Genomic DNA, 21,409 nt, shown 5'->3' on the forward strand with positions numbered 1-21,409 from the left:
AATCTAGCAAAATTAGCTAACCATTCAACAGCACAAATAAAAAAGGGGCCGAAGCCCCTTTTTATTCTACTGGAAGCGGGTGGCGATGTAACCACCACCCGTTTTCCGTCTGATTACACTACGAACACGAAGTCTGTGTAGACCGGTACGTTTGCAGCTGTACCAACCGTTGCAACATCGATGAACAGGTCTTGCGTCGTGTTGAGCTGACCGTCGCCGTTCATGTCAACGAAGATCCGCGCACGTCCCTGTGTACCAGCCAAGCCACCATCAATATCATCGTTGTCAAACTCTACGACTACGCTGCGACGCACGTTACCGCCGTCATAGAAGAAGTCGTTTGCATTCGCATCGGTGATCTGCGAACCAGCACCAGTACGGTCACGTGTAACGATCGCGTTCAGAGCCAAGCCATCGGTTGCGCCGAGATTCAGGCCGGACAAATCAATCTTGTCTTCACCAGAAACGAAACCGTTAACCACTGCACCAAGAGCGTCGTACTTACCGATCGTATCGATCTGACCGTACTGCGACTGGCCCAGCGCTGTGTACGCAATTTCATTACGCACGCCGTTTGTGAACAACACGGTATCAGCCACACCAGTTACTGTTGCGGTTTGCCGAATCGCGAAGTCCTTGACACCAATGGTGGCAGCAGCGTCAGCAGCATCGATTGTTTGACCATTAAGAACAGTCAACAAACGCAATTCAGCGGCATCGACAACTGCGTCACCATTCGCCTGGGTCCAGACATAGATACCTGTCTGCGTCGTACCTTCAACAGCGAACAACGCCTGCGTACCATTAGCCACGTTTGCTGTGAATGTAGCACCGCCGTTTGCAAGCTTGGATGCAACTTGAGTCATGGTCAGCAAATCTGCATCTGCAGCTACACCATTCGCTTCTTGGAGAATGATTGCTCCAGTTGCGATAGTTGCTTTAGTTACAGCAAAGTCCACAACTTGAACCAAGCTGTTTGCCAGGTTGAAACCACCATTCGCTGCTGTTGTGGTCAAGTCGAACACAATGTGGTCTTCACCAACTGTGTCGAAGCCGTTGATCACATCGAACTCGCCGTTTGCCGCTGTACCACCAGCTACGTCAGCAGTATCGCCAGGTGCGTTGTAAACCACGCGATCAGAACCCGAACCTACTGCAGCAGACAGATTCAGTGTGTCGCCACCTCCACGACCAACGTAGATGTTGTTACCAAGGCCGCCAGTGATAGTGTTGCTGCTGTCATTACCGAAGAGACGGTCGTTGAATGCAGATCCGACGATGTGCTCAAAGTTCGAGATCGAAGTGATGACGTTATCGTCGATCGCAGTTTGGCCTTTGAAGTTTAGCGCTGCATCTTGAATAACTTGTCCCGATGTCACACCAACGCCTGAACCGAGATCGACGAGGTTGTAACCACCCTTTGCCGTGCCAGTGATATCGGTAACGTTCGCCTCTTCCGAGGTTGCGCTGCCGTCCCGCTTAGTTCCGGTCAAGTCATTCGCCAGAGTGTTGTCGAGACCGAGAGCTTTGCCCAAGGTAGAAATATCGACGACATCATTCGAATTAACCGAACCAACCACTGTCAATGCCCCATCAAGTACTGCATTGGTTGTACTAACTTGACGATCCAAGCTGATAGTGTCCACGATCGCGCCGACGGAATCGGTGCTTGTGTGGGACATCTTGATGTTTGAATGTGCCGAAGTAGTATTCAAGCCAACGGTGTGATCCGATACGAGCAGGGTATACACATCGTTTTGACCGACCTTCACCGCGTTGGTGTAATCAACACGGTTAGAACCGCCACGCAGGTTGAATGTGTTTGCATTCAAACGATCCTGATACTGCGATGCCACGATAGTGTCGTTCTGGTTCGAACCTTCAACACGACCCCACAGAGCTTCTGTAGTGCCTGTTGCTGCGTTTGCACTAGCTTCCATGAAGCGTGCAACGCTGGCGTTAGTCGCTGTGCTGACGTTAATACCTGTCACCTGATCGTCTGGTGTCTTGGTAGTACCCGCGTTGGCGTCAATACCATTTTGGTCCTTGAACTCGTTACCAGCGGCCTTGTTCTCGGCGCCGAAAGTTACCGATACAGCTTCAGTAGCTTGCGACAGATCGATCACGTTGTTAGTAGTTGCAACGCTGGAAGCGTAGAAACGCTCGACGTTCTTCGCAATATCAATACGGTCTTGTGAACCGTTTTGGAAATTGCCGCCCAGGTTTTCGTCAACAACAACGAAGTCACCAGTGACACCTGCAAAGTCAACAACAACCGCGACGCCGTCACCACTCTGACGATAGTCGAGAGCGTCATTGACGCCGTCACCCAAGTCAAACTGATACAGACCTTTGTTGTCGATGTTCTTCGTTGTCGTGTCGAAAGTACGTGTTGCAGTCGTATAACGACCGTGGAAGTTGAAGCCCAATGCTGCGTCATCAAACGCTGCGCCGGTGTTGAAGTTTGCATTGACGAAGGCTGAGCCGTTACCAACGATCACACGATCCACACCTGCAGAACCAGTGATACGCTCAACCTGTGTGATACCGACGACTTCCAGCAACTCATTACCCTGTGTACCGTGGGTTACCGAGATACCGCCATCTTCCAGTGTGTTTGCTTCGATGTTGGCGACCGAATCAGCCTTGTTTTGGCCGCCGAACGAACGACCGACGCCGACGCTACCTGCAGCGAAGTTGACTGTTGCGCCTGCAGTAGCTGACAGATCCAGCACGTCAGCAGCAGCACGGGCAGCGTTGGCAACCGATACTACTTCAACGTTAGTTAACGTATCTGTCGTCACGGTTGTGCCGAGCAGCTCGCCGCCTGTTGCCGATACTGTGTCAACGTTTGCCGCGGACTCGACCTTGATGGTCATTGTCACTTGGTTCGCTGCAGACAGGCCGGTGTGGCTGTAGTTCACTGCGTCAGCGCCTTCAGCCAGAGTAGCTGCAACGGTGTTGTCTTGCTGCGCGCCCAGGTTGATGTTGTTGTTAGCACCAACTTGCGACTGGTCCATGTTGACCGCGTCGTTTGCGTTACCAGTGATCAGGTTCTCAGTGCCAAACGTTGCAGTGGTTCTGAACTGATTGTAATCTGGCGATTTGGAACCTGCGGCACCAGTGATCGACAGCGAATCATTCAAGTCAGCAGTGTACTCAACGCTTGCGTTACCCACGAGCATGTTGACAGTCAAGCCTTCGCCAGCGAACGTGTTGTTGCCGATGGTGGTTGCCAACTTGTCGGACAGGCCCTTCACATCCAGAGTGGATGTACGGTTGTTTTCCAGAACGCGAACTGTTTCGATGTTCGTGAACGTTGTTGTACCGATAACAGCAGCCTTGCCGTCCAATGCCTGAACTGTACCTGCGCCAACTGCGCCGAGGGTATCGGACAGTGTGACTGTGAAGCTTGTACCTGCACCGAAAGTTTGCTCTTCAGCTTGCAGCGTGTCGACGAAAGTGCCATTCGTTACTGGCATTGCGCCGTTCGCACCACCGTCAACAGTGTCATTTCCACGCGAAACCAAGATACGGTCGTCGCCGGTGCCTGCATTGATAGTGTCGTTGCCGTCACCACCGATCAGCAGGTCGTCGCCGTTGATCCACTTCTGGGTTGGAGCGTTTGTAACTGCGTTAGCATCCTTGCCAGTGATTGTCTCGCCAGTGTTTTTGGCTGTCTGCAGGAGCGATTTGCTTTCTGTAGTCATGCCCTGGAACTGGACGATATCGCCGTTCAGGTTGCCGTTGCGGCCGTCGTAGCCCAACAGGTCGATGTGGTTACCCGAGTTATCATGAGTCGAGACAGTTGCGCTCGAACCGTTGGCCAGTGTGTTGGTCACGCTGACAGCAACGTTCATGTACGTCATGGAACCGCTAATGTTCGACTGAGTCAGGATCAACTGTGCGCCGTTGAGCGCTGTGGCGTTGCCTTCAGCATTCAATGGGAGATTCGGGAAGTTGGTGCCGTCGGCCGGGTTATTAGCCAAAGCTGCGTCTGCAACCACCTTACCTGCAGCGGAGTTGCCATCCAAATCAGCATTGATGACAGCAGCCAAGCCGTTGATGACCTGCTGGCTGGTTTCAGTGGATTTGGCAGTGTAGCTGAACTCTTTACCGTTGATAGTTACGGTAACTTTGTCACCTTGCTGAGCGTCGTTCACACGAACCAGCACTGTCTGAGCTTGGGCCAGTTGCGAACCAGTTGCTGTCAAACGAGTGGTCAGCGAAGCAGCCTGGTCGATTTCGAGCAGAGTCGCATCTTTACCGAGGTTGTTTGCGCGGCTTGCATAGTCCTTGAAGATGATCTTGTCGTTTTCAACGACATTGATCGGTGTGCCGCCAGGTGCGAAAGTCGCTGTTGTCGAAGCAGAACCGTTACCAAGAACGACGCCTACGCCATAACCTTCTGGAATAGTGTCGGAGATATCGCGGCCAGTCTTGTCCACAACGACCAGTGTGTTACCGACTGCAGTTACGGAAACGTTTGCGTCGATTGCTTTGTAAGCGTTGTTGACGACAGTTGCCAGCGCGGCTGCGGACTTCGCGCCGGACAGGGCTGCTGCATCAGCTACGCTGAAGGAAACACCACCGATTTTCAGGTTGAACGATGTGACCGCCACGTTTGCGGATGTCAGATCGGTTGTACCGAAGTCAACGACCAAGCGGGAGGAAGCAATGTCGCCAGCTTGCGGTGCACGGAAGTCCTGAACGAACAGGCCGTTGCCGTTTGCATCTGCGTCCCACAGGTTGTCGTTGTTGCTGTCTTTCTGACGATGCACGATGTCCACGCCGTCGCCGAAGTCGAACACGAATGTGTCGTCACCGGTACCGCCGGAGAGGTTGTCGTCGCCTTCACGGCCTTCCACTACGTCTTTGCCGGTATTTGCGTACAGCGTGTTGTCCTTCGCATTACCGCGCAGGCTCAGGTCGGCATCGATTGCCTTGTAGTTCTGCTGGTTGTTGAAGGTCAGTTCAGGGCTGTTAGCGCCAGCTGCTTTGTAGTCGATTGCGCCCATGCCGGTTGCAATCACGCTTTCCATGCCCTTCATTGCAACGGCTTTCAGGCCGGTTGCGTAGTTGGTTTGGTCTTGCGATGCAACGTTTGAGCCACCGTAGTTCTTGAATGAAACAGTTTCTGTCGAGTCGTTGCCGAGGTCGAGACGTACTGTCTTGTCGGTCGTGACTTTTGCCAACGCGTCTGCTTGTGCAGTTGCTTCACCAGCAGCGGTTGCACCTTGCACGCGACCCATAGAAGTTTCGGTCAGATACAGTGTGTCACCGGTCACCTTACGGTCAGCAGCGCCAGTTGTAGCTACTGAAGTTGGCGTATTACCAACGTCTTCACCACCGTCGATGTTACCACCGTCCATTTCGAACACAATGCTGTCGTTGCCTTTACCACCGAGCAGGTCGTCACGACCATCGGTTACTGTGCCGACTTTCGATACGTTCAGTTCCAAACCGCCATTTGCGTTCAGCAGATTTGGATTGTTCTTGTGTGTAACCAGGTACTTGAGGTTACCACCGGCCAGGATGTCGTTGCCATCTCCGCCGTTGATTTTGTCGTTGTCGTAGCCGGCAATGATCACGTTAGCTGCGGTGCTACCGGTCACATTCAGCTGACCGGAAGAACCGATACCGTAGTTTTCTGTACCAGCAACTGGGTTTGTCGAACGCGAGTCGGTCGAACGACCGCCGAGCTTGACGTTGACGTCATTGAGCATACCGTACAGATTACCGGATGCGTCGATGCTTTCGATGTCCTTCAGTCGTGCTTCTGCGCCTTGGCTTGTCTCGACCTTGCCGTCGCCCAGAGTGATGGACACAGGCTCGTCGTCGTCGGACGCTTCAACCAGCAGCCAGTCGTTGTTCTGCGAGTTGACACCGCTCTTGGCTTGTTCCAGACCGGCAGCTGCGTCGTCGGTTGTGCTGCCGCCGTCGTACGTGGTGCCGTTGCCGTCAGTATTGTCGAGCTTAGAAAACTCAGCGAAGAAGAAGTCAGCGTTACGACCACCAGACAACATGTCGCTCGACTTGGACGAAACGATTTTGTTGGTCAGTGTGTCACGAATGACAGCATTGCCTTGTGCATTGACTTCATTAACGTAACGGCCGGAAGCAACACCGCCACCTGCCATGAAGTCGTTACCGATGCCGCCGAGGGCCGTGTCAATACCGATACCGCCGAGGTAGATGTTACCGTCGGTGTTCACGCCGTCGCCAGCATAGCCAGTACCGTCAAAAGCGATGTCGCCTTTGAAGTTGCTCTTTACGTCGCCTTCGTTCTTCGGATTGCGTGCATACGCATCGACGATTTCGAAGCCGGCAGCTGCTTTCGGGGAGTTGTTTTCGATGCCGTTTGCATCGATTACGCCGTTGCCGTTCAGGTCCAGACCTTTGATCTGCTTGTTGGTGTCGGTCAGGTCGATACGGACAGTCTGATTACCGGAGATGCGCATAACGTCGGCACCAGCGGCTGTCTCGGATTTCAGGTTGAACTGCAGGCCATTGCCTGCGCTGATTGCTTCAGCCAGAGTTGCGTCGATCTTTGCAGTCGCAGCAGTCAGCGATGTAGCTGTGAAGGACACTGTCGACAGCCAAGCGCGGGAAACTTCGTTTGCAGCCAGACCGGAGTAGCCGATCAGCTCTTCACGTGTGTCGCATGCATTGGTGAATGCAACTGCGGCAGCGATCTTGTTGTTGATGACGTCCATGTCTGTACCTTGAGCGGAGTTCGCCAGGGTCAGAGCCAGGTTTGCAACGGTTACAGAACCGTTGGCAACCAGTTTGGACCAGTGCAGCAGGCCAGCGGCTTCTGCAGGACGGCCAAAAAGGTTTTGATACAGTGTGTCCACGATTGCTTCAACAGACTTGCCTGCGAACAGCGATGTGTACTCGGAGGAACCACCGAAGGCTGCCGCTACTGCAGCAACGTTGCCGCCGTTTTTGGTCAGCACTTCTTCCCAATTAGCAACGCCAACTGCGTCGCCTGGGCGATTAAAGAATGCTACGTACAGTTTTTGGACTGTATTGGTATAAATACCCATTTAGAACTCCTAGGAAGGACTATCGAAATTAAATTTGCCGCAACGCATGCTTGTTGTGTACTAGCAAGACAGCGAGTGCATCATCTCAGAAGTCATTTGTGGGCTGATGTGACGGATATCACATTAGTCCACAAATGCTTTATCGAAATGATGCTTTTTGGCCACAGACTATGCCACGGCGGATTATGCGGAAAGATTTTCAATGGCGCAATAGCTTTTTATCTATCGAATTCGATAATCTTTATCAGGTAGGGCCCTTGTAAATCAAGGCTTTAGGACATGTACCTCAAGTCAATAACAAAGTGCCATTTGTAAGTTCTACATATAGCCTGTCTATTAGCGATGTCAAAATGCGCGATCTAGAAATTTCTCCCATGCAATTTAATCGTTGTTTTTTCATATTCTTATGTAGTCTCAAAGAATGCTAGGACTTGTTTGCCTACCTAAAGACACTTATTCAGTGCACTGACAGACTTGCACATTACAAAGCCCAACTTCAACAGAATGTCTTTGGCAAATTCATTCTGGCAATTCCCGCTGAGGCAGGGTTTTGAGCCGCACCGCCCTCTCAACTTTGCAGTCGGCAACGTTTTGCACGACGACAGCATGCTGTTTAAACTTCCCGCAGAATTTTTCCAGAGAATGCTATGGCTTTTGGCTAGGCCTTTTATGAGACGTGGACTTGTTAAATTTCTATTTAATAGTGCCTTCACAAGGAATGGGAAGCCATGAGTCCCTTTTAATGGCTGCCTTTCCTTGCGATTTAAAAATGAAGACTTTTTGTGAACCGATAATTAAAAAGCCGCCAAAAGGCGGCTTTTTAATTAAGTGCTTATATTGCTACTGCTTTCCCCAGAACGTTGCCCCGGTTGCAAGCCGATTAGCATCAATCCGACTTTGAAAGACATAGGCTGCTCTTCCGCCATTTTCTTGGCTTAATACGCCTTCTACTAGCATGTTGGTTCCTGGCGTGAACTGGCTAGCTCCATAAAGTCCGCCATCCTTGGATACCTCTCCCTGCGCTTGCATTTTGAAGCGTTCGTTTTGGTGCACAAGGTCGAATCCCGTAGCGAAGCTGGCTTTGCCGAAATCCACTTGAAGTCTGGCGTTTTCAATCGTCGCGGCGCTTACTTTACTGTTCGGCCCATCCACAATGAATGCCTCACTGTCGCGCAGGGAAAATCCCATCGATCCATTCACAGGCACCTGCCATTCACTCCCCTTTTCCCGGTAGATGGAATAGTAAGACTGGTTGACAGCGATAGTCGCATTGACGAGCTTGGACGCATCTTTCGAAGCGGGCAGATCGAGAATTGCGGCATAGCGCCCCCAGTGAATTTTGGACGGTGCTTCAACGATCGGACCTGGCTCTGCTCCCGGACCGCTTGATGGTCTTTCCGGGATCGTGATAGGAGGCGCCGAACCTGGCTTGACTAGCGCATTCAAGTCGGCGCTCTTCTGCACATCCAAATTTAATGCATTTGCCGTGAGCACCGTGCTGCCGGCAGGGGATTTGCCCGCTGTAGGCTCATCGCTTCTTGGAGGCGCAGTCAGGTCCGGCGAGAGATTCTTGCTGGGAAGCAACTGCGGCGCCTGCTGCCCACGGCGAATCTGCAACAGCTGCCCCACCTGATTCGCAAACAATTCCAGGCTCGTGCTGCCTTCGCATGGCCCCACGCCGTCCGGGCCGCATCCGCCGCCGAATCCGCTGACCACCACGCCGCCGGACAGCACGGCCACGCGAGAGGTTTCCTGGTCGGTAAATACCGTAAAGTCGGTGCCGCGCACGCCGATGGCTGCGACTGGCGTATTGAAACGGAAATTCTGGCGTGCGTCCTTGACGCCCTGCCCGGAGATCGTTCGTGCCACGCCGCTCAGCAATTCAAGCTTGACGCGAGTGTTGGCCGGATTCTGGGGGTCGACATGATATGCCACAATGCGCGCATGGCTGCTGGGCCGTAATATCAGGAAACCGTTGTCGATGGTCTTGAGGTAAACATAGCCATCCGCTCCGGTCTTGATCTCGTCGCCTTCCTGGATGGCCGCGCCCATTGCAACCGGGCCACTGGAAGCCTGGACCTGTCCGGCGACGAAGACAATGCGGCCCGCCTCGCCGGCATGCGCAACGCCTGCCGTGACCAGCATTCCAACAATAGCAATCAATCGACGTAACATAGACTTCTCCTTTGTCGCCATTGTGCTACGTATGGCAACACATTCTGTGATGGCCATCACATTTTACACCCAGGCAATTAAAATATCCTTCGGATTGTCTTGACCGAGACTTGGTGTTTGCCTTTTACAACAACAGCAAGTACACGAAAGGCGAAACAACTTACGGCCTTGGTAAGCAACGTTGCATGTATTGCATCCTGCATCGATCTGCAACTTATATGTTGGTCGTTACGTGATTGATTTGCGGAGCGGTCCAAAGTTGTAAATGAATTGTTCCATTGAAATTTCATTCTGCAAATGCGCGAATTGCACTCCTTTCCGGTCGTTACATTCCTGTAGTGTCCCTATGGACATGGCGTTATACTTTCCGGCTATTAATTCAGGGCTTGCACTCGTGATGCGCCTCTTCACCCGCGTGTCGCATCACATCTTTTATGAAGCTACCGGTCATCCTGCGCGCAATTCTGCCATCCGTCACCACGGCGCGATTGATGATTGCCCTCATTGCGGTCCTGCTGACTGCATGGACCAACTGGACGCCCGTCCCGACCGAATCCTACTTTGCCAATGAATGGCTGCGCGATCACTTCATCCGTCTGCATGCTTCCGATAAACCGGACGACCGCATCGCCATCATCGATATCGATGAAGGCAGCCTTGCCGCGAAGGGGCCCTGGCCGTGGCCGAGAGAACGGATAGCCGATTTGCTCGAGAACCTGATCGGCCCTTATGGCGCGCGCGGCGTGGCGCTTGACCTGGTCCTGCCCGAACCCGCCGATTCAACAGGCGATGCACGGCTCGCCATGCTGTCGCGGCATGGACCGGTCGTGATGGCGCAGGCATTTGATTATGTGGATCGCCCGCTGCCCCTGCGCGTCGGGCAGGTCACCGGAGGCAACCCGATCGATCAACTCCTGGACGTACCCGCTGCAAGCGGCTACATCGGCAATCACGCGGGTCTCTCGACGGCACAGCAGATCGGCAATATCGGCTTCGTGCCCGATGATGACGGAACGATCCGGCGCCTGCCGATGCTGACCCGGTTCCAGGACCGGATGTACCCGACGCTATCGCGGGCGCTCTTCGAATGCTGCGGCAATCCGAAAATGCAATCGCGGGATACCGATCACACCGGCTTCAGGCGGGTTGCGTTCAGCCGGAACTGGTCGGCATATACCGTGATCCCGGCGGCGGCCATCCTGGATTCAACCGCGCCGGCGTCGGCCGTGTCCGGACGCCTGGTGCTGATCGGATCGTCTTCACTGGGATTGAGCGACCGGGTCGCCACCCCGCTCTCTCCGTCGACAAGCGGCGTGCTCGTGCATGCCGCCGCACTGTCCACGATGCTTGATGAGCAGGCAGGGCAGGCTCCCGCCCGTTGGCCCGGCAGCGCGATCGCGATTGCATTTTCCATTCTTGTCGCCGTGATGGCCGCGTACACCTTCCCCCGCCTGTCCGCCGTCTCCAATGTGGCGCTGCTCGCGGGTGCGTCGATCGTCTGGCTGGGACTGGCGTATTGGATCAGTCCGCACGATCCGCATTTCTCGACGACCGGCCCATTGATTTCGAATATGTTCCTGCTGGCGGTGGCCGTTCCCTTCGACTGGCAACTGAGCCAGCGCAAATCGCGCCAGCTCCTGGGCACGCTGCGCCAGTATGTTGCGAAAGGTGTCGTCGATGAACTGCTCCGCCTCGACCTGAAGGATCCGCTCGTTCCGAGGCGGCTGGACGTTACTACACTGATTGCCGACATGCAGGGCTATACCACGCAGGTGGAGTCGTTGAGCATGGAAGAGGCTGCGCAACTGACGCGTGATTTTCTGGCCTGCCTGACCCGGCCGGTGCTGGAGAGGCATGGCACGCTGGACAAGTACACCGGCGACGGCCTGGTCGCGTTCTGGGGCGCGCCATTGCCGATCGCCGATCATGCGGATCTGGCATTGGATGCGGCGCAGGAGATCGTGGAAGCCGTGCGCAAGTTCAGCGCCATCCGGCAGGAAGCCGGCCTGGCGCCGCTACGGGTACGGATCGGTATCGAGAGCGGCATCGCGATGGCGGGCGATTTCGGCACGTCGTTTCGCAGTATCTACACGGCGGTCGGGGACAGCGTCAATGTTGCTTCCCGGCTGGAACAGGTCGCGCGCGATCATCCTCACGACATCATCATCGGCGCGGGAACGGCAAAAAGGGCAACACGACATCAACTGAAACTGCTGGGCGAGATTGTCTTGCGCGGGAAAGGCAAGCCCACCACGTTATATACATTGGAGTCGCTGCACTAATGCGTTTGCCCAAGCTCGCCAAGGGCTTATTCGCCCTGCTGTTCGTCTGCACGGCGTCCGCGCACGCGCAGCTGCAACTGGCGCAGCAGGACCTGTATCTGGATGCGATGCGATCGATCGCCGATGGTCGCAAGACCGATGCGAGCGATGCCCTGACGCGCATGATCGAACAGGAACCGCAACATGCGGGCGCGTGGCTGGATCTCGCGATCATCCAGTGCGAACTGGGGCGGGCAGCGGAAGCGGAGCGCTTGTTCAATGTCATCGAGACCCGCTTCTCGCCGCCGCCGGCCATCCTGGAAGTGATCGCACGGCAGCGCGCGGAAGGCTGCGCCGGCTGGCAGCCGCGCAGGCAGTTTTCGGTCAGTCTTGGGCGAGGCATCGACAGCAACGTCAACCAGGGAGCAAGCAATCCGATCTTCACCATCGGCAGCGGCGACTACCGGGTCGACCTGGAACTGCTGCCGGAGTACCTGCCGCAGCATGATCAGTACACCGTGCTTTCCACCGAATACATGCGGGAGCTGACGCCCAATGGCGTCAACGGGTATCTGCAGTTCCGCGCCCTGCACAACGATACGTTCAGCCGCTACAGCACGTCGTCGCTCGTCGCCGGCGTCGAACGGCCATGGCGGATCGGCGATTGGGCGATGCGCGGCACTGCCCTTGTGGGGCTGCATGGACTCGGCGGGAAGCTGTATCAGATCCAGAGCCAGGTGCAGACACGGGTGACCGTGCCGCTCAAGCTGCCGGACAATTTCCAGACCAGCGTGATCGCCAGCGTATCGAACCTGAATTATCCGTCCCTGTCGAGCTTCGATGCCAACACCGCCGAACTGCGCGGCGTGCTTTCCTATAACAGTGAACGCACGCAGGGGCAGACGAGCGTTGGCTATATTTCCGATCGCGGCGCGGCCAACCGTCCAGGCGGTGATCGAACCGGCTGGTTTGCAAACCTGCATGCGCGCAGGCGCATCAATGATTTTCTGACTGGCGAATTCGGCTGGAGTTATCACCGCTGGCAGGGTGAATCCATGTACTCTCCGGGCTTCATCGATGAGATCCGCCATCAAAAAACCAGCGTTCTCAGGGGCGCTCTCGTCTTCCCGATAGCAGACAAACAAGCGATTTATATTGAAGTTCGTAAGGTAAAAAACAACGAAAACATTTCTGTCTTTCAATATAATAGCCGGCAACTACAAGTAAGCTGGCAGTGGCACAATTTCTAACAGGAACTATTTTCGCCACACGCTGATCATTGCATTTGCTTGTACCTTGCAGCACCAGTCGGGAACGTCGCAATGGGTATGGAAATCGGATTGATGATTTTGGGTTTGCTGGCAGTGTCGGCAGGTTGCCTCGCACCAGCCGCCATGCTGCCGCCCCTGCCCAACGACAAGCTTCTGCATTTCCTGGCATTCGGCGGATTGACGCTTCTCGCAGGGCGCATTGCAAGTACCGGGACCGAGCTCGTGGTCTGGACGGTTTGCCTGTTCGCCGGCGGATGGCTCATCGAATGCATCCAGAACTGGATCCCCGGCCGCCGCTTCTGCTGGAAGGATTTGCTGGCAAATACCGCCGGCATTGCCGCAGCGTCGATTATTTCCGTATCGGCAATAGGTCGTTAGATGACGCTTTCCATCCGACCGGACCGACCGAATTTCGCATTGCCGATGATCTTTTATCGCACTCACTAAAGACATCTTGGATCGATAGTTAAAGACGTCTATGAGCAACCAATCTTCCGTGTTAACCAAGGGCGAGGCAGAAACAAACGATCTGCCGGATATGCCTGTCGAAGCCTCAGAATCGGGCAAGCGGGAGCAGGTCAACCTGCAGATCCATCTGCGCAAGATTCCCTTGCTGGCGAACCTGAGTGAAGAGGAGATGCGCAAGGTGAAGGCCGAACTGCGCATCAAGCAGTTTGCGCGGCGCGAAATCGTTCTTCAAAAGGGTGGTATCGGCGACAGCCTGCTGTTCCTGCTGTCCGGCCAGCTCCAGGTCATCGACGTTACCGAAGATGGACGTGCGATCGGATTGCGCATGTTGAATGTCGGTGACTTTTTCGGCGAAATCGCGGTCATCAACGGTTCGACGCGGTCCGCATCGGTGATTGCCATGAGCCCGGTCCTGGTGGCCTTCCTTCCCCGCACCACCGCCCTGCATCTGTTCTCCCATTCGCCTTCCGTGGCAAACCAGATGCTGCGCCACCTGGCGGAAAAGATTCAGCGCGATTCCGAATTCCGGGCATTGCTCAGCATCAACAACACGTCGAGACGGCTTTACAGCTTCCTGGTGCTACTCAAGCAGAAGAAACCGGGCAATGTGGAAGTGGTCGAAAACCTGCCGACGCATCAGGACATTGCAAACATGATCAACACCAGCAGGGAGACCGTCACGCGCGCGCTCCTGACGCTGGTGCAGCAAGGCATCGTCCAAAAGGACACCCACCGGCTGATCATTCGCAAGCCCGAAGCGCTTCAAAAGCTGGTACAGGGAGCAAGCTGAAGCAGGTTAAGCCGGTCCGCGGCTGTTCGTTCCATTTTCAATTTGCCCCGGGCCGATTTAAGACCGCTCTATCCATGGCGGCCATGGGCTTTGCGCCCGGCCAATCTGGCGGAATTCGACCCTCTTTCCATTTTGCAATTCACCGGCCTGCCTACTACCCTGAGCAAGCTCAAGGTCGGCAGTCGGATGTCAATAGTGCTATACAATATCGCAGCCGAATTCATGGTTGCAGAATTGAAACGCTCGTCGCCTTCCCTCTCTTCCGCCGGTCAACAAAGCGTTTAAGCGGTTATTCCATCGTTTAATGCACTTCATGTATATCTGGTTTCCTGGAATCGTTTCCGCCGTCATGATGGAACTCCTAACGAACATGCCTTAACCGGCAGCATTTATGGGCAGCATTTACGTCAACAATCTGGGCAAGGCTTACAAACAATATCCCACGCGATGGTCCCGGCTTGCGGAATGGGTGCTTCCATTCCTGGGCAAGCGCCATGAACTCAAATGGGTGCTGAAGAACATCAACTTCCGGGTCGAGCCGGGCGAAGCGGTCGGCATCATCGGCCTGAACGGCGCGGGAAAAAGCACCCTGCTGAAGCTGATCACCGGTACGACCCTGAGCACGACCGGCAATGTATCAATCACCGGCCGGGTCTCCGCCATGCTGGAACTGGGCATGGGATTCCATCCCGACTTCACCGGCCGCCAGAATGTACTGATGGCGGCGCAGCTGCTCGGCATGGATGCCGACGAAGCAGCAGCGCTGATGCCGGAGATTGAAGCATTTGCCGAAGTGGGTGAATACATCGACATGCCGGTACGCGTGTATTCAAGCGGCATGCAGATGCGCCTCGCGTTCAGTGTCGCCACGGCGAAACGGCCGGACGTCCTGATCGTCGATGAGGCCTTGTCCGTCGGGGACGCCTACTTTCAGCACAAGAGCTTCGATCGCATCCGCGAATTCCGCAAGCTCGGAACGACGCTCCTGATCGTTTCCCACGACAAGGGGGCGATCCAGTCGATCTGTGACCGCGCCATCCTTCTGGATGCCGGCAGTCTGGCCAAGGAAGGATCGCCGGAAGAAATCATGGACTTCTACAATGCCCTGCTGGCCGACCGGGAAAACCAGAATGTGCAGCAGGAAAAGGTCGGCAACGGCAAGGTACAGACAATTTCCGGCAGCGGCGAGGCAGTGGTGGCGGATATCGCCTTGCTGAATGAGCGCGGCGAACGAATCGAGGCAGTCGATGTGGGCAGCTCCGTCACGCTGCAGATCGAGGTGGCCGTGCATGCCCCCATCCCGCGCCTGGTGCTCGGCTACATGATCAAGGACCGCCTCGGCCAGCCGATGTACGGCACCAATACGCATCTCAAGGACATGCCCCTGACCGATCTGCAGCCGGGCGAAAGTGTGACTTACCGATTCACCTTTCCCAGCAACCTTGGGCCCGGCAGTTACTCGATCGCCACCGCCCTGGTCAGTACGGACACCCACCTGGTGAACAACTACGAATGGCGCGATCTTGCCCTGATGTTCACTGTTGTCAATGTCAGCCAGACGCATTTCGTGGGATGCACCTGGCTTGATCCTTTAGTGGCGGTGCAACGCTCATGACCTTTATCTCTTACGCCCAGAATTTCGAAGACGTCATGCTCTGGCGTGCGCTCAAGCACGTCGGCAAGGGCTTCTATATCGACGTCGGCGCCAACGACCCCATGGTCGATTCTGTCACGCTCGCGTTCTACCAGCGCGGATGGCGGGGCATCAACATCGAACCGATGCAGCAGTACTATCGCCAGCTATGCCGCAGCCGTCCGGCGGACATCAACCTGCCGCTGGCGGTCGCCGATGCCGAAGGCGAACTGATGTTTTTCGATGTGGCGGATACCGGCCTGTCGACGATGGACACGGCCATCGCGGCGCAACACCGCGCCGCCGGCAGGGCGGTGACGGAACGCCCGGTCCGGGTGCAGACCTTGTCCAGGATCTGTGAAACGCATGTGCAGGGCGAGGTGCATTTCCTGAAGATCGACGTGGAGGGGTTCGAGAAATCGGTGTTGCTCGGTATGGACTTCAAGAGATGGCGTCCATGGATACTGGTTATCGAGGCGACAAGGCCGCAATCCCAGGCCACCAATCACCATGAATGGGAAAGCCTGGTGACGGGCGCGGATTACCGGTTGTGCTATTTCGACGGACTGAATCATTACTATGTCGCGCTCGAACACCCGGAGCTGATGCAGGCATTTTCATGCCCGCCGAATCACTTTGATCATTTCCAGCTTCGGCCGCACCACGCGTTCAGCTATCCGCTGCATGATTGGGAAATGCGCATCCAGCGCGCGGAACAGGAACTCCAGGAAGCGCGCAACCAGATTGTCCACGCGCAGGCCGAGGCGCACCAGGCAAAGCATGATGCGCTGCAGGTACACACCCACGTGGAGCATGCGCAGGCACAGGTGGAACAGGCACAGCTACAGGTGCGGCAGGCGCACGAAGCGCAGGCAAGAGCGGAGAAGGCGAAAGCCGAGGCGGATGCGCAGCGCTACCAGGCGCATTTGTATATCGAAGCCATCCATGCCAGCACGTCCTGGCGGCTCACGCGGCCCGTCCGTGCGGTGAAGGTGCTTCTGACGGAACCGCGTCAGGCGCAATACCGATTCCGGCAGGCGGCAGCGCCGTTCCTGGTTCGCGGCCGCGCCGCGGCATTGCGTGTCGCGCGCTGGCTCGCGTCCAAGCCGGCCGTCCGCCGGCTTGCGGTTCGCATCCTGGCGAAATTCCCGGCACTCGATGCAAAGGCAAGAAGCCTCGCGGCAAGAGCGGCGTCGCCCGCAGCCGCAAGAGCAAGCACAGCGCCGATCGAATTGTCCGGCGATGTCCAGGCACTCTCCGAGCCTGCGCGAAAGGTATTCCAGGATATCGCGCGCGCCGTCAAAACCAATGCAAAGTAAACCCGTTATGCGAATCGTACTAGACCTGCAGTCATGCCAGACCTCGGGCAGCAGAAACCGGGGCATCGGCCGCTACTCGATGTCCCTTGCACAGGAGATGGCGCGGCAGGCCGCCGGTCATGACTTACTGGTCGCGCTGAACGGATGCTTTCCCGACACGATTGAATCGGTGCGCAAAGCCTTCGACGGTTTGCTGCCGCGCGAAAATATCGTGGTATTTGATCTTCCCGGACCCTTCAACCGGCACGATCCGGCGAGCTTCTGGCGTTCAAGGGCGGCGGAAAATATTCGTGACGCCTTCCTGTCGAGCCTTGCTCCCGATATCGTTCATACCACCAGCCTTTTCGAGGGATGGGGAGACGACGCCATTACGCAGAGCAGCCGCTCCCTGGCATCGTTCAGCAACGCGATCACCCTGTATGACCTGATACCGCTGCTGTACAAGGAAACCTATCTCGGCGATCCATCCGCGCGGGCATTCTATTTTCACAAGCTCAGCGGGTTGAAGAATGCCGAGCTGCTGCTGTCCATCTCCGAACATTCACGCAAGGAAGCGATTGCGGCACTGCAATTACCCGATGACCAGGTGGTGAACATTTCCTCGGCGGTGGATTCCTTTTTTCATCCGCGCCAGTTATCGATCGAAGAGGCGGCCAGCCTGCGCAAGCGGCATAACCTTTCCAAACCCTTCGTGATGTACACCGGCGGCATCGACTACCGGAAAAACCTGGACGGATTGATCGAAGCATTTTCCCTGCTCCCGGCATCCATCAGGAGCGCCTACCAACTGGCGATCGTCTGCAAGATCAACGATACCGATCTGCAGCGCCTGCAGTCGGTGGCATCACGGTTAGGCTTTTCGAAGCATGACGTGGTGTTCACCGGCTTCGTCACCGAGGATGATCTTGTTGCGCTGTACAACATGACCTCCTTGTTTGTTTTTCCGTCGTTGCACGAAGGATTCGGCCTGCCGGTGCTGGAGGCGATGTCCTGCGGCGTGCCGGTGATCGGCGCCAACACCAGCAGCATCCCGGAAGTGATCGGCCGCGAGGATGCATTGTTCAATCCGCGCAATCCCCAGGAAATCGCGGACAAGATTCACCTGGCATTGACCGACGAAGGCTTGCGGGAATCGCTGAAAGCGCATGGCCTCCGACAGGCAAAGGAATTTTCGTGGCAGTCGTCGGCAAAACGTGCGCTGAGCGCGTTCGAGCATCTGCACGAAACCCGGCAAAGCAGCAGGACCGTGGTGTCGCAATCCGGCGACAGGCGCCCTCGCCTTGCGTTTTTCTCACCGCTTCCGCCCCAGAAGTCCGGCATTGCCGACTACAGCGCCGACCTGTTGCCAGAACTCGGCAGGTACTACCGTATCGACGTGATCGCCGACCAGCCGGAAATCAGCGACGTGTGGGTCAGCGCGAATTTTCCGGTCCGTTCGGTCGAATGGTTCGAGGCGCATGCCGCCGAGTTCGACCGCATCCTGTACCACTTCGGCAATTCCGATTTCCACAAGCACATGTACGGCTTGCTTGAACGGCATCCGGGCGTGGTGGTGATGCATGATTTTTTCCTCAGCGGCGCCATCGAATACCTGGATGCGATCGGATACCTGCCCGACGCATTCCCCCAGGCGCTCTATCATTCGCACGGCTACAAGGGTATTGCCGACCTGGTGAAGTCCTATCGGGGAAATATCGTCGGCGCCTATCCGTTGAACAAGTCGGTGCTTGACCAGGCGCTCGGCGTCATTTCCCATTCCGAGTATTCGCGGCGGCTCGCAAGCGAATGGTACGGCGCAGGCAGCGTCAACGACTGGCAAAGCATTCCGCTGCTGAAAGGCGTTCCGCTGGCGTCGGACCGGGATGCGATCAGGCAGAGGATGAATATCAAGAGCACGGATTTCATTGTGTGCAGTTTCGGCATGGTGGCGCCCACGAAACTGAATGACCGCCTGCTGGACGCCTGGCTGAAGTCGCCCCTCGCCACGGATGAACGATGCCACCTGGTGTTTGTCGGCGATGGTTCCTATCCGCATTACGGTCCCGCGCTGGCCGATGCGATCAAGGCGAGCGGATGTGGGGAGCGGGTACGTGTGACCGGCTTCGTTTCGGCGGACGAGTACCGATCCTATCTGTCAGCCGCCGACGTGGCCGTGCAACTGCGTACCCAGTCGCGGGGCGAAACATCCGCCGCTATCCTCGATTGCCTGGCATTCGGGCTGCCGACCATCATCAATGCCAACGGCTCCGCATCGGAGTTGCCAGGTGATGTGCTGGTCAGGCTCGACGACGAGTTCACTCAGGAAATGCTGTGCCAGGCCCTGACGGACGTTTGGAAGAATGCCGACCTGCGCAGCACCCTGTCGCTTCGCGCTACCCAATACGTACGCGCCTCTCATCATCCCGCGCGGGTCGGACGCCTGTACCGCGATGCTATCGAACATTTTGCGGAAAATTCCTCGAATGCGTCGCAGCAGCGGCTTGTTCATTCGCTGCGATCCATCGAATCGCCGGTTGCGCCGACGGAACAGGACATGTTGAGGGCGGCCGCCAGTATCGCCTTCAATCGCGGCTGCACCACGCCGGGAACGAAGCAGTTCATCGTCGACGTCAGCCCGCTCATGCAACCCGGTGCCGAGGCGGCGAGTGTTGCTGCCGCCCGAAATGTATTGCTGGCCATGTTGAACCAGGCGCCGGACGGCTATCGCCTTGAAACCGCATACAAGTCGGAAGAGCAATGGATGTATGCGCGCCGGTTCACGATGGGCCTGCTCGGCGCAGCCGATTTCCGGATCGACGATGCACCTGTCCAATTCCGCGAAGGCGATGTGGTATTGACCCTGAGCCATGCGGCTGGAGACATCGTTCCGGACCAGGGCACCTTGGCATTGCTTCAACAGCGAAACATTCGAATGGCAGGCGTGGCGATCGAAGTTCTTCAGCAAGCGAGTCCTGCGGCCGGCATCGGTGCCGAGGCGATGGATTGGCTGAAAAGCGCGGTCGGCACAGAGGGCAACCTGATCTGCCTGACCCGCAAGCCTGTCCGGACCGACACGTTCCCGTCCAACACCTTGGCAGCTGCCAGGGTGCGGCAACTTGCCCGGCGCGACCTTGGATTCAGGGAGTCGGACATCGTGATCTTCTGCCTGGATAGTGCCGATGCCATCCGGAACAACACGCAGCTTCTCGATGCATGGCAGTCATTAGGATTGGCGAACGACGAGCGCTACCACCTGGTCCTTGCCGGCAATGCGCACCGTACCGACAGTACCGGGCTGCGCCTCACCCCGGCGTCGTCGAACGGCGATAGTCCGCGTATCCATTGGCTCGGCGACGTGGCAAACCAGTTGCACAATCGATACGTGGTGTCGGCGGATATGGCGTTCAAGTCCGGCGCGGACGATACCGGGACTGCCTGTTCGTCGGTCCTCGCATGCCTTGGCAATGACATTCCGGTCTTTCAACCATCGGGGGCCGGCGTTTGCGGGCCGGATTCGCTCGGCAGGAATTTGCTGACGCTTCGCGACGGTTTTCCTGTGACAGAAATGCATGACGTGGTGGACATGCAGGACACCGGAGGCGAATCGCGGATCACCCATATCTACCGGAATGTCATCGATCATTCCAGCGCCATCAATCTGAAGTCCGGTCCGGCGCCGTCCGCACAGCCGGATGCAGCAACTGCGCCGCGACCTGATGCGTTGCAAGCGGCATCGCCGGTACGCGACGGCAGGGACACCAGGCCACAGATGCTTGTCGATGTTTCCTTCATGGTCAAGCACAACCTGAAGTCCGGCATCCAGCGCGTCGTTCTCAACATCCTGTCGGTGCTGTTGAAGTCGCCGCCGGCCGGCCATCAGGTTGTGCCGGTCTATGACGCCGGCGGGTACTATGTGTACGCCCGCCGCTTCGCTGCCCAGATACTGGGTGCGACGCACGATACGGCGGAAGAAACGCCGATCCAGGTGGCGCCGAACGACGTGTTTCTGGGCCTTGATCTATACCCGGACGGCGTGCAGCAGAATCAGGCGTTCTTCAAGGACCTGAGGAACCATGGCATCAAGATCTATTTCGTTGTGTTCGACCTGTTGCCGGTGCTCCTGCCCGCCCTCTTTCCACAGGATGCGCAGCGCAATTTCGTGAAATGGGTCGACACGATCGCCGAGGTCTCGGATGGATTGCTATGCATCTCGCGGACGGTTGCGGATGATTTGATTGCCTACATCCGGAAGGAGCATGCCGACAGGGCGGCGCCTTTGTCGATCGGCTATTTCCATCTCGGCGCGGATCTCGCTTCCCGGGATGACGCCCGTGTCAACCGCGCCGCCGATCCAGCCCATGCGCGGCCTGCGTTCCTGATGGTGGGTACTGTTGAACCGCGCAAAGGCTATGTCCAGGCACTTGCGGCATTCGAGGAATTGTGGGAACAAGGACTGGATGTTGA

General features: G+C 56.5%; 9 protein-coding genes. 7 read left to right on the plus strand and 2 right to left on the minus strand.

Annotated elements, in window-relative coordinates:
* Positions 1-113 precede the first annotated feature (113 nt).
* Positions 114-7,049 carry a DUF4214 domain-containing protein gene (locus tag V7080_RS05985; RefSeq protein WP_334187495.1) on the minus strand — a complete coding sequence of 2,312 codons (6,936 nt, stop codon included), beginning with the start codon at positions 7,047-7,049 and terminating at the stop codon, positions 114-116.
* A gap of 840 nt (positions 7,050-7,889) precedes the next feature.
* A complete protein-coding gene (locus V7080_RS05990) occupies positions 7,890-9,224 on the minus strand; it encodes a FecR family protein (protein WP_334187496.1) in 1,335 nt (444 codons plus the stop codon).
* A gap of 434 nt (positions 9,225-9,658) precedes the next feature.
* Between V7080_RS05990 and V7080_RS05995 the strand changes: the two genes are divergently transcribed.
* From V7080_RS05995 to V7080_RS06025, 7 genes are all read left to right on the plus strand, one after another.
* Complete coding sequence (locus V7080_RS05995; RefSeq protein WP_334187497.1) at positions 9,659-11,506, plus strand: CHASE2 domain-containing protein; 1,848 nt, start codon at positions 9,659-9,661, stop codon at positions 11,504-11,506.
* The gene (locus tag V7080_RS06000; protein WP_334187498.1) at positions 11,506-12,735 is read left to right on the plus strand and encodes a tetratricopeptide repeat protein; all 1,230 of its coding nucleotides are present in this window, start codon (positions 11,506-11,508) and stop codon (positions 12,733-12,735) included. The genes V7080_RS05995 and V7080_RS06000 overlap by 1 nt, the downstream gene beginning before the upstream one ends.
* A 72-nt stretch (positions 12,736-12,807) precedes the next feature.
* A complete protein-coding gene (locus V7080_RS06005; protein ID WP_334187499.1) occupies positions 12,808-13,134 on the plus strand; it encodes a VanZ family protein in 327 nt (108 codons plus the stop codon).
* Positions 13,135-13,234: 100 nt separating this feature from the next.
* Positions 13,235-14,014 carry a Crp/Fnr family transcriptional regulator gene (locus tag V7080_RS06010; RefSeq protein WP_334187500.1) on the plus strand — a complete coding sequence of 260 codons (780 nt, stop codon included), beginning with the start codon at positions 13,235-13,237 and terminating at the stop codon, positions 14,012-14,014.
* A 391-nt stretch (positions 14,015-14,405) separates the two neighbouring features.
* Positions 14,406-15,629 carry an ABC transporter ATP-binding protein gene (locus tag V7080_RS06015; RefSeq protein WP_334187501.1) on the plus strand — a complete coding sequence of 408 codons (1,224 nt, stop codon included), beginning with the start codon at positions 14,406-14,408 and terminating at the stop codon, positions 15,627-15,629.
* Positions 15,626-16,966: an FkbM family methyltransferase gene (locus V7080_RS06020; RefSeq protein WP_334187502.1), complete on the plus strand. Its 1,341-nt coding sequence runs from the start codon at positions 15,626-15,628 to the stop codon at positions 16,964-16,966. The genes V7080_RS06015 and V7080_RS06020 overlap by 4 nt, the downstream gene beginning before the upstream one ends.
* A 7-nt stretch (positions 16,967-16,973) precedes the next feature.
* Positions 16,974-21,409: glycosyltransferase (locus tag V7080_RS06025; protein WP_334187503.1), on the plus strand; the 4,436-nt coding region annotated here is incomplete at its 3' end.

Source organism: Noviherbaspirillum sp. (genome assembly GCF_036846085.1).
Classification (GTDB): domain Bacteria; phylum Pseudomonadota; class Gammaproteobacteria; order Burkholderiales; family Burkholderiaceae_D; genus Noviherbaspirillum.

Excerpts from the sequence above, each read along its gene's own strand:
- V7080_RS05985 (WP_334187495.1), bottom strand. The coding sequence starts at position 7,049 with ATGGGTATTTATACCAATACAGTCCAAAAACTGTACGTAGCATTCTTT.
- V7080_RS05990 (WP_334187496.1), bottom strand. The coding sequence starts at position 9,224 with ATGTTACGTCGATTGATTGCTATTGTTGGAATGCTGGTCACGGCAGGC.
- V7080_RS05995 (WP_334187497.1), top strand. The coding sequence starts at position 9,659 with ATGAAGCTACCGGTCATCCTGCGCGCAATTCTGCCATCCGTCACCACG.
- V7080_RS06000 (WP_334187498.1), top strand. The coding sequence starts at position 11,506 with ATGCGTTTGCCCAAGCTCGCCAAGGGCTTATTCGCCCTGCTGTTCGTC.
- V7080_RS06005 (WP_334187499.1), top strand. The coding sequence starts at position 12,808 with ATGGGTATGGAAATCGGATTGATGATTTTGGGTTTGCTGGCAGTGTCG.
- V7080_RS06010 (WP_334187500.1), top strand. The coding sequence starts at position 13,235 with ATGAGCAACCAATCTTCCGTGTTAACCAAGGGCGAGGCAGAAACAAAC.
- V7080_RS06015 (WP_334187501.1), top strand. The coding sequence starts at position 14,406 with ATGGGCAGCATTTACGTCAACAATCTGGGCAAGGCTTACAAACAATAT.
- V7080_RS06020 (WP_334187502.1), top strand. The coding sequence starts at position 15,626 with ATGACCTTTATCTCTTACGCCCAGAATTTCGAAGACGTCATGCTCTGG.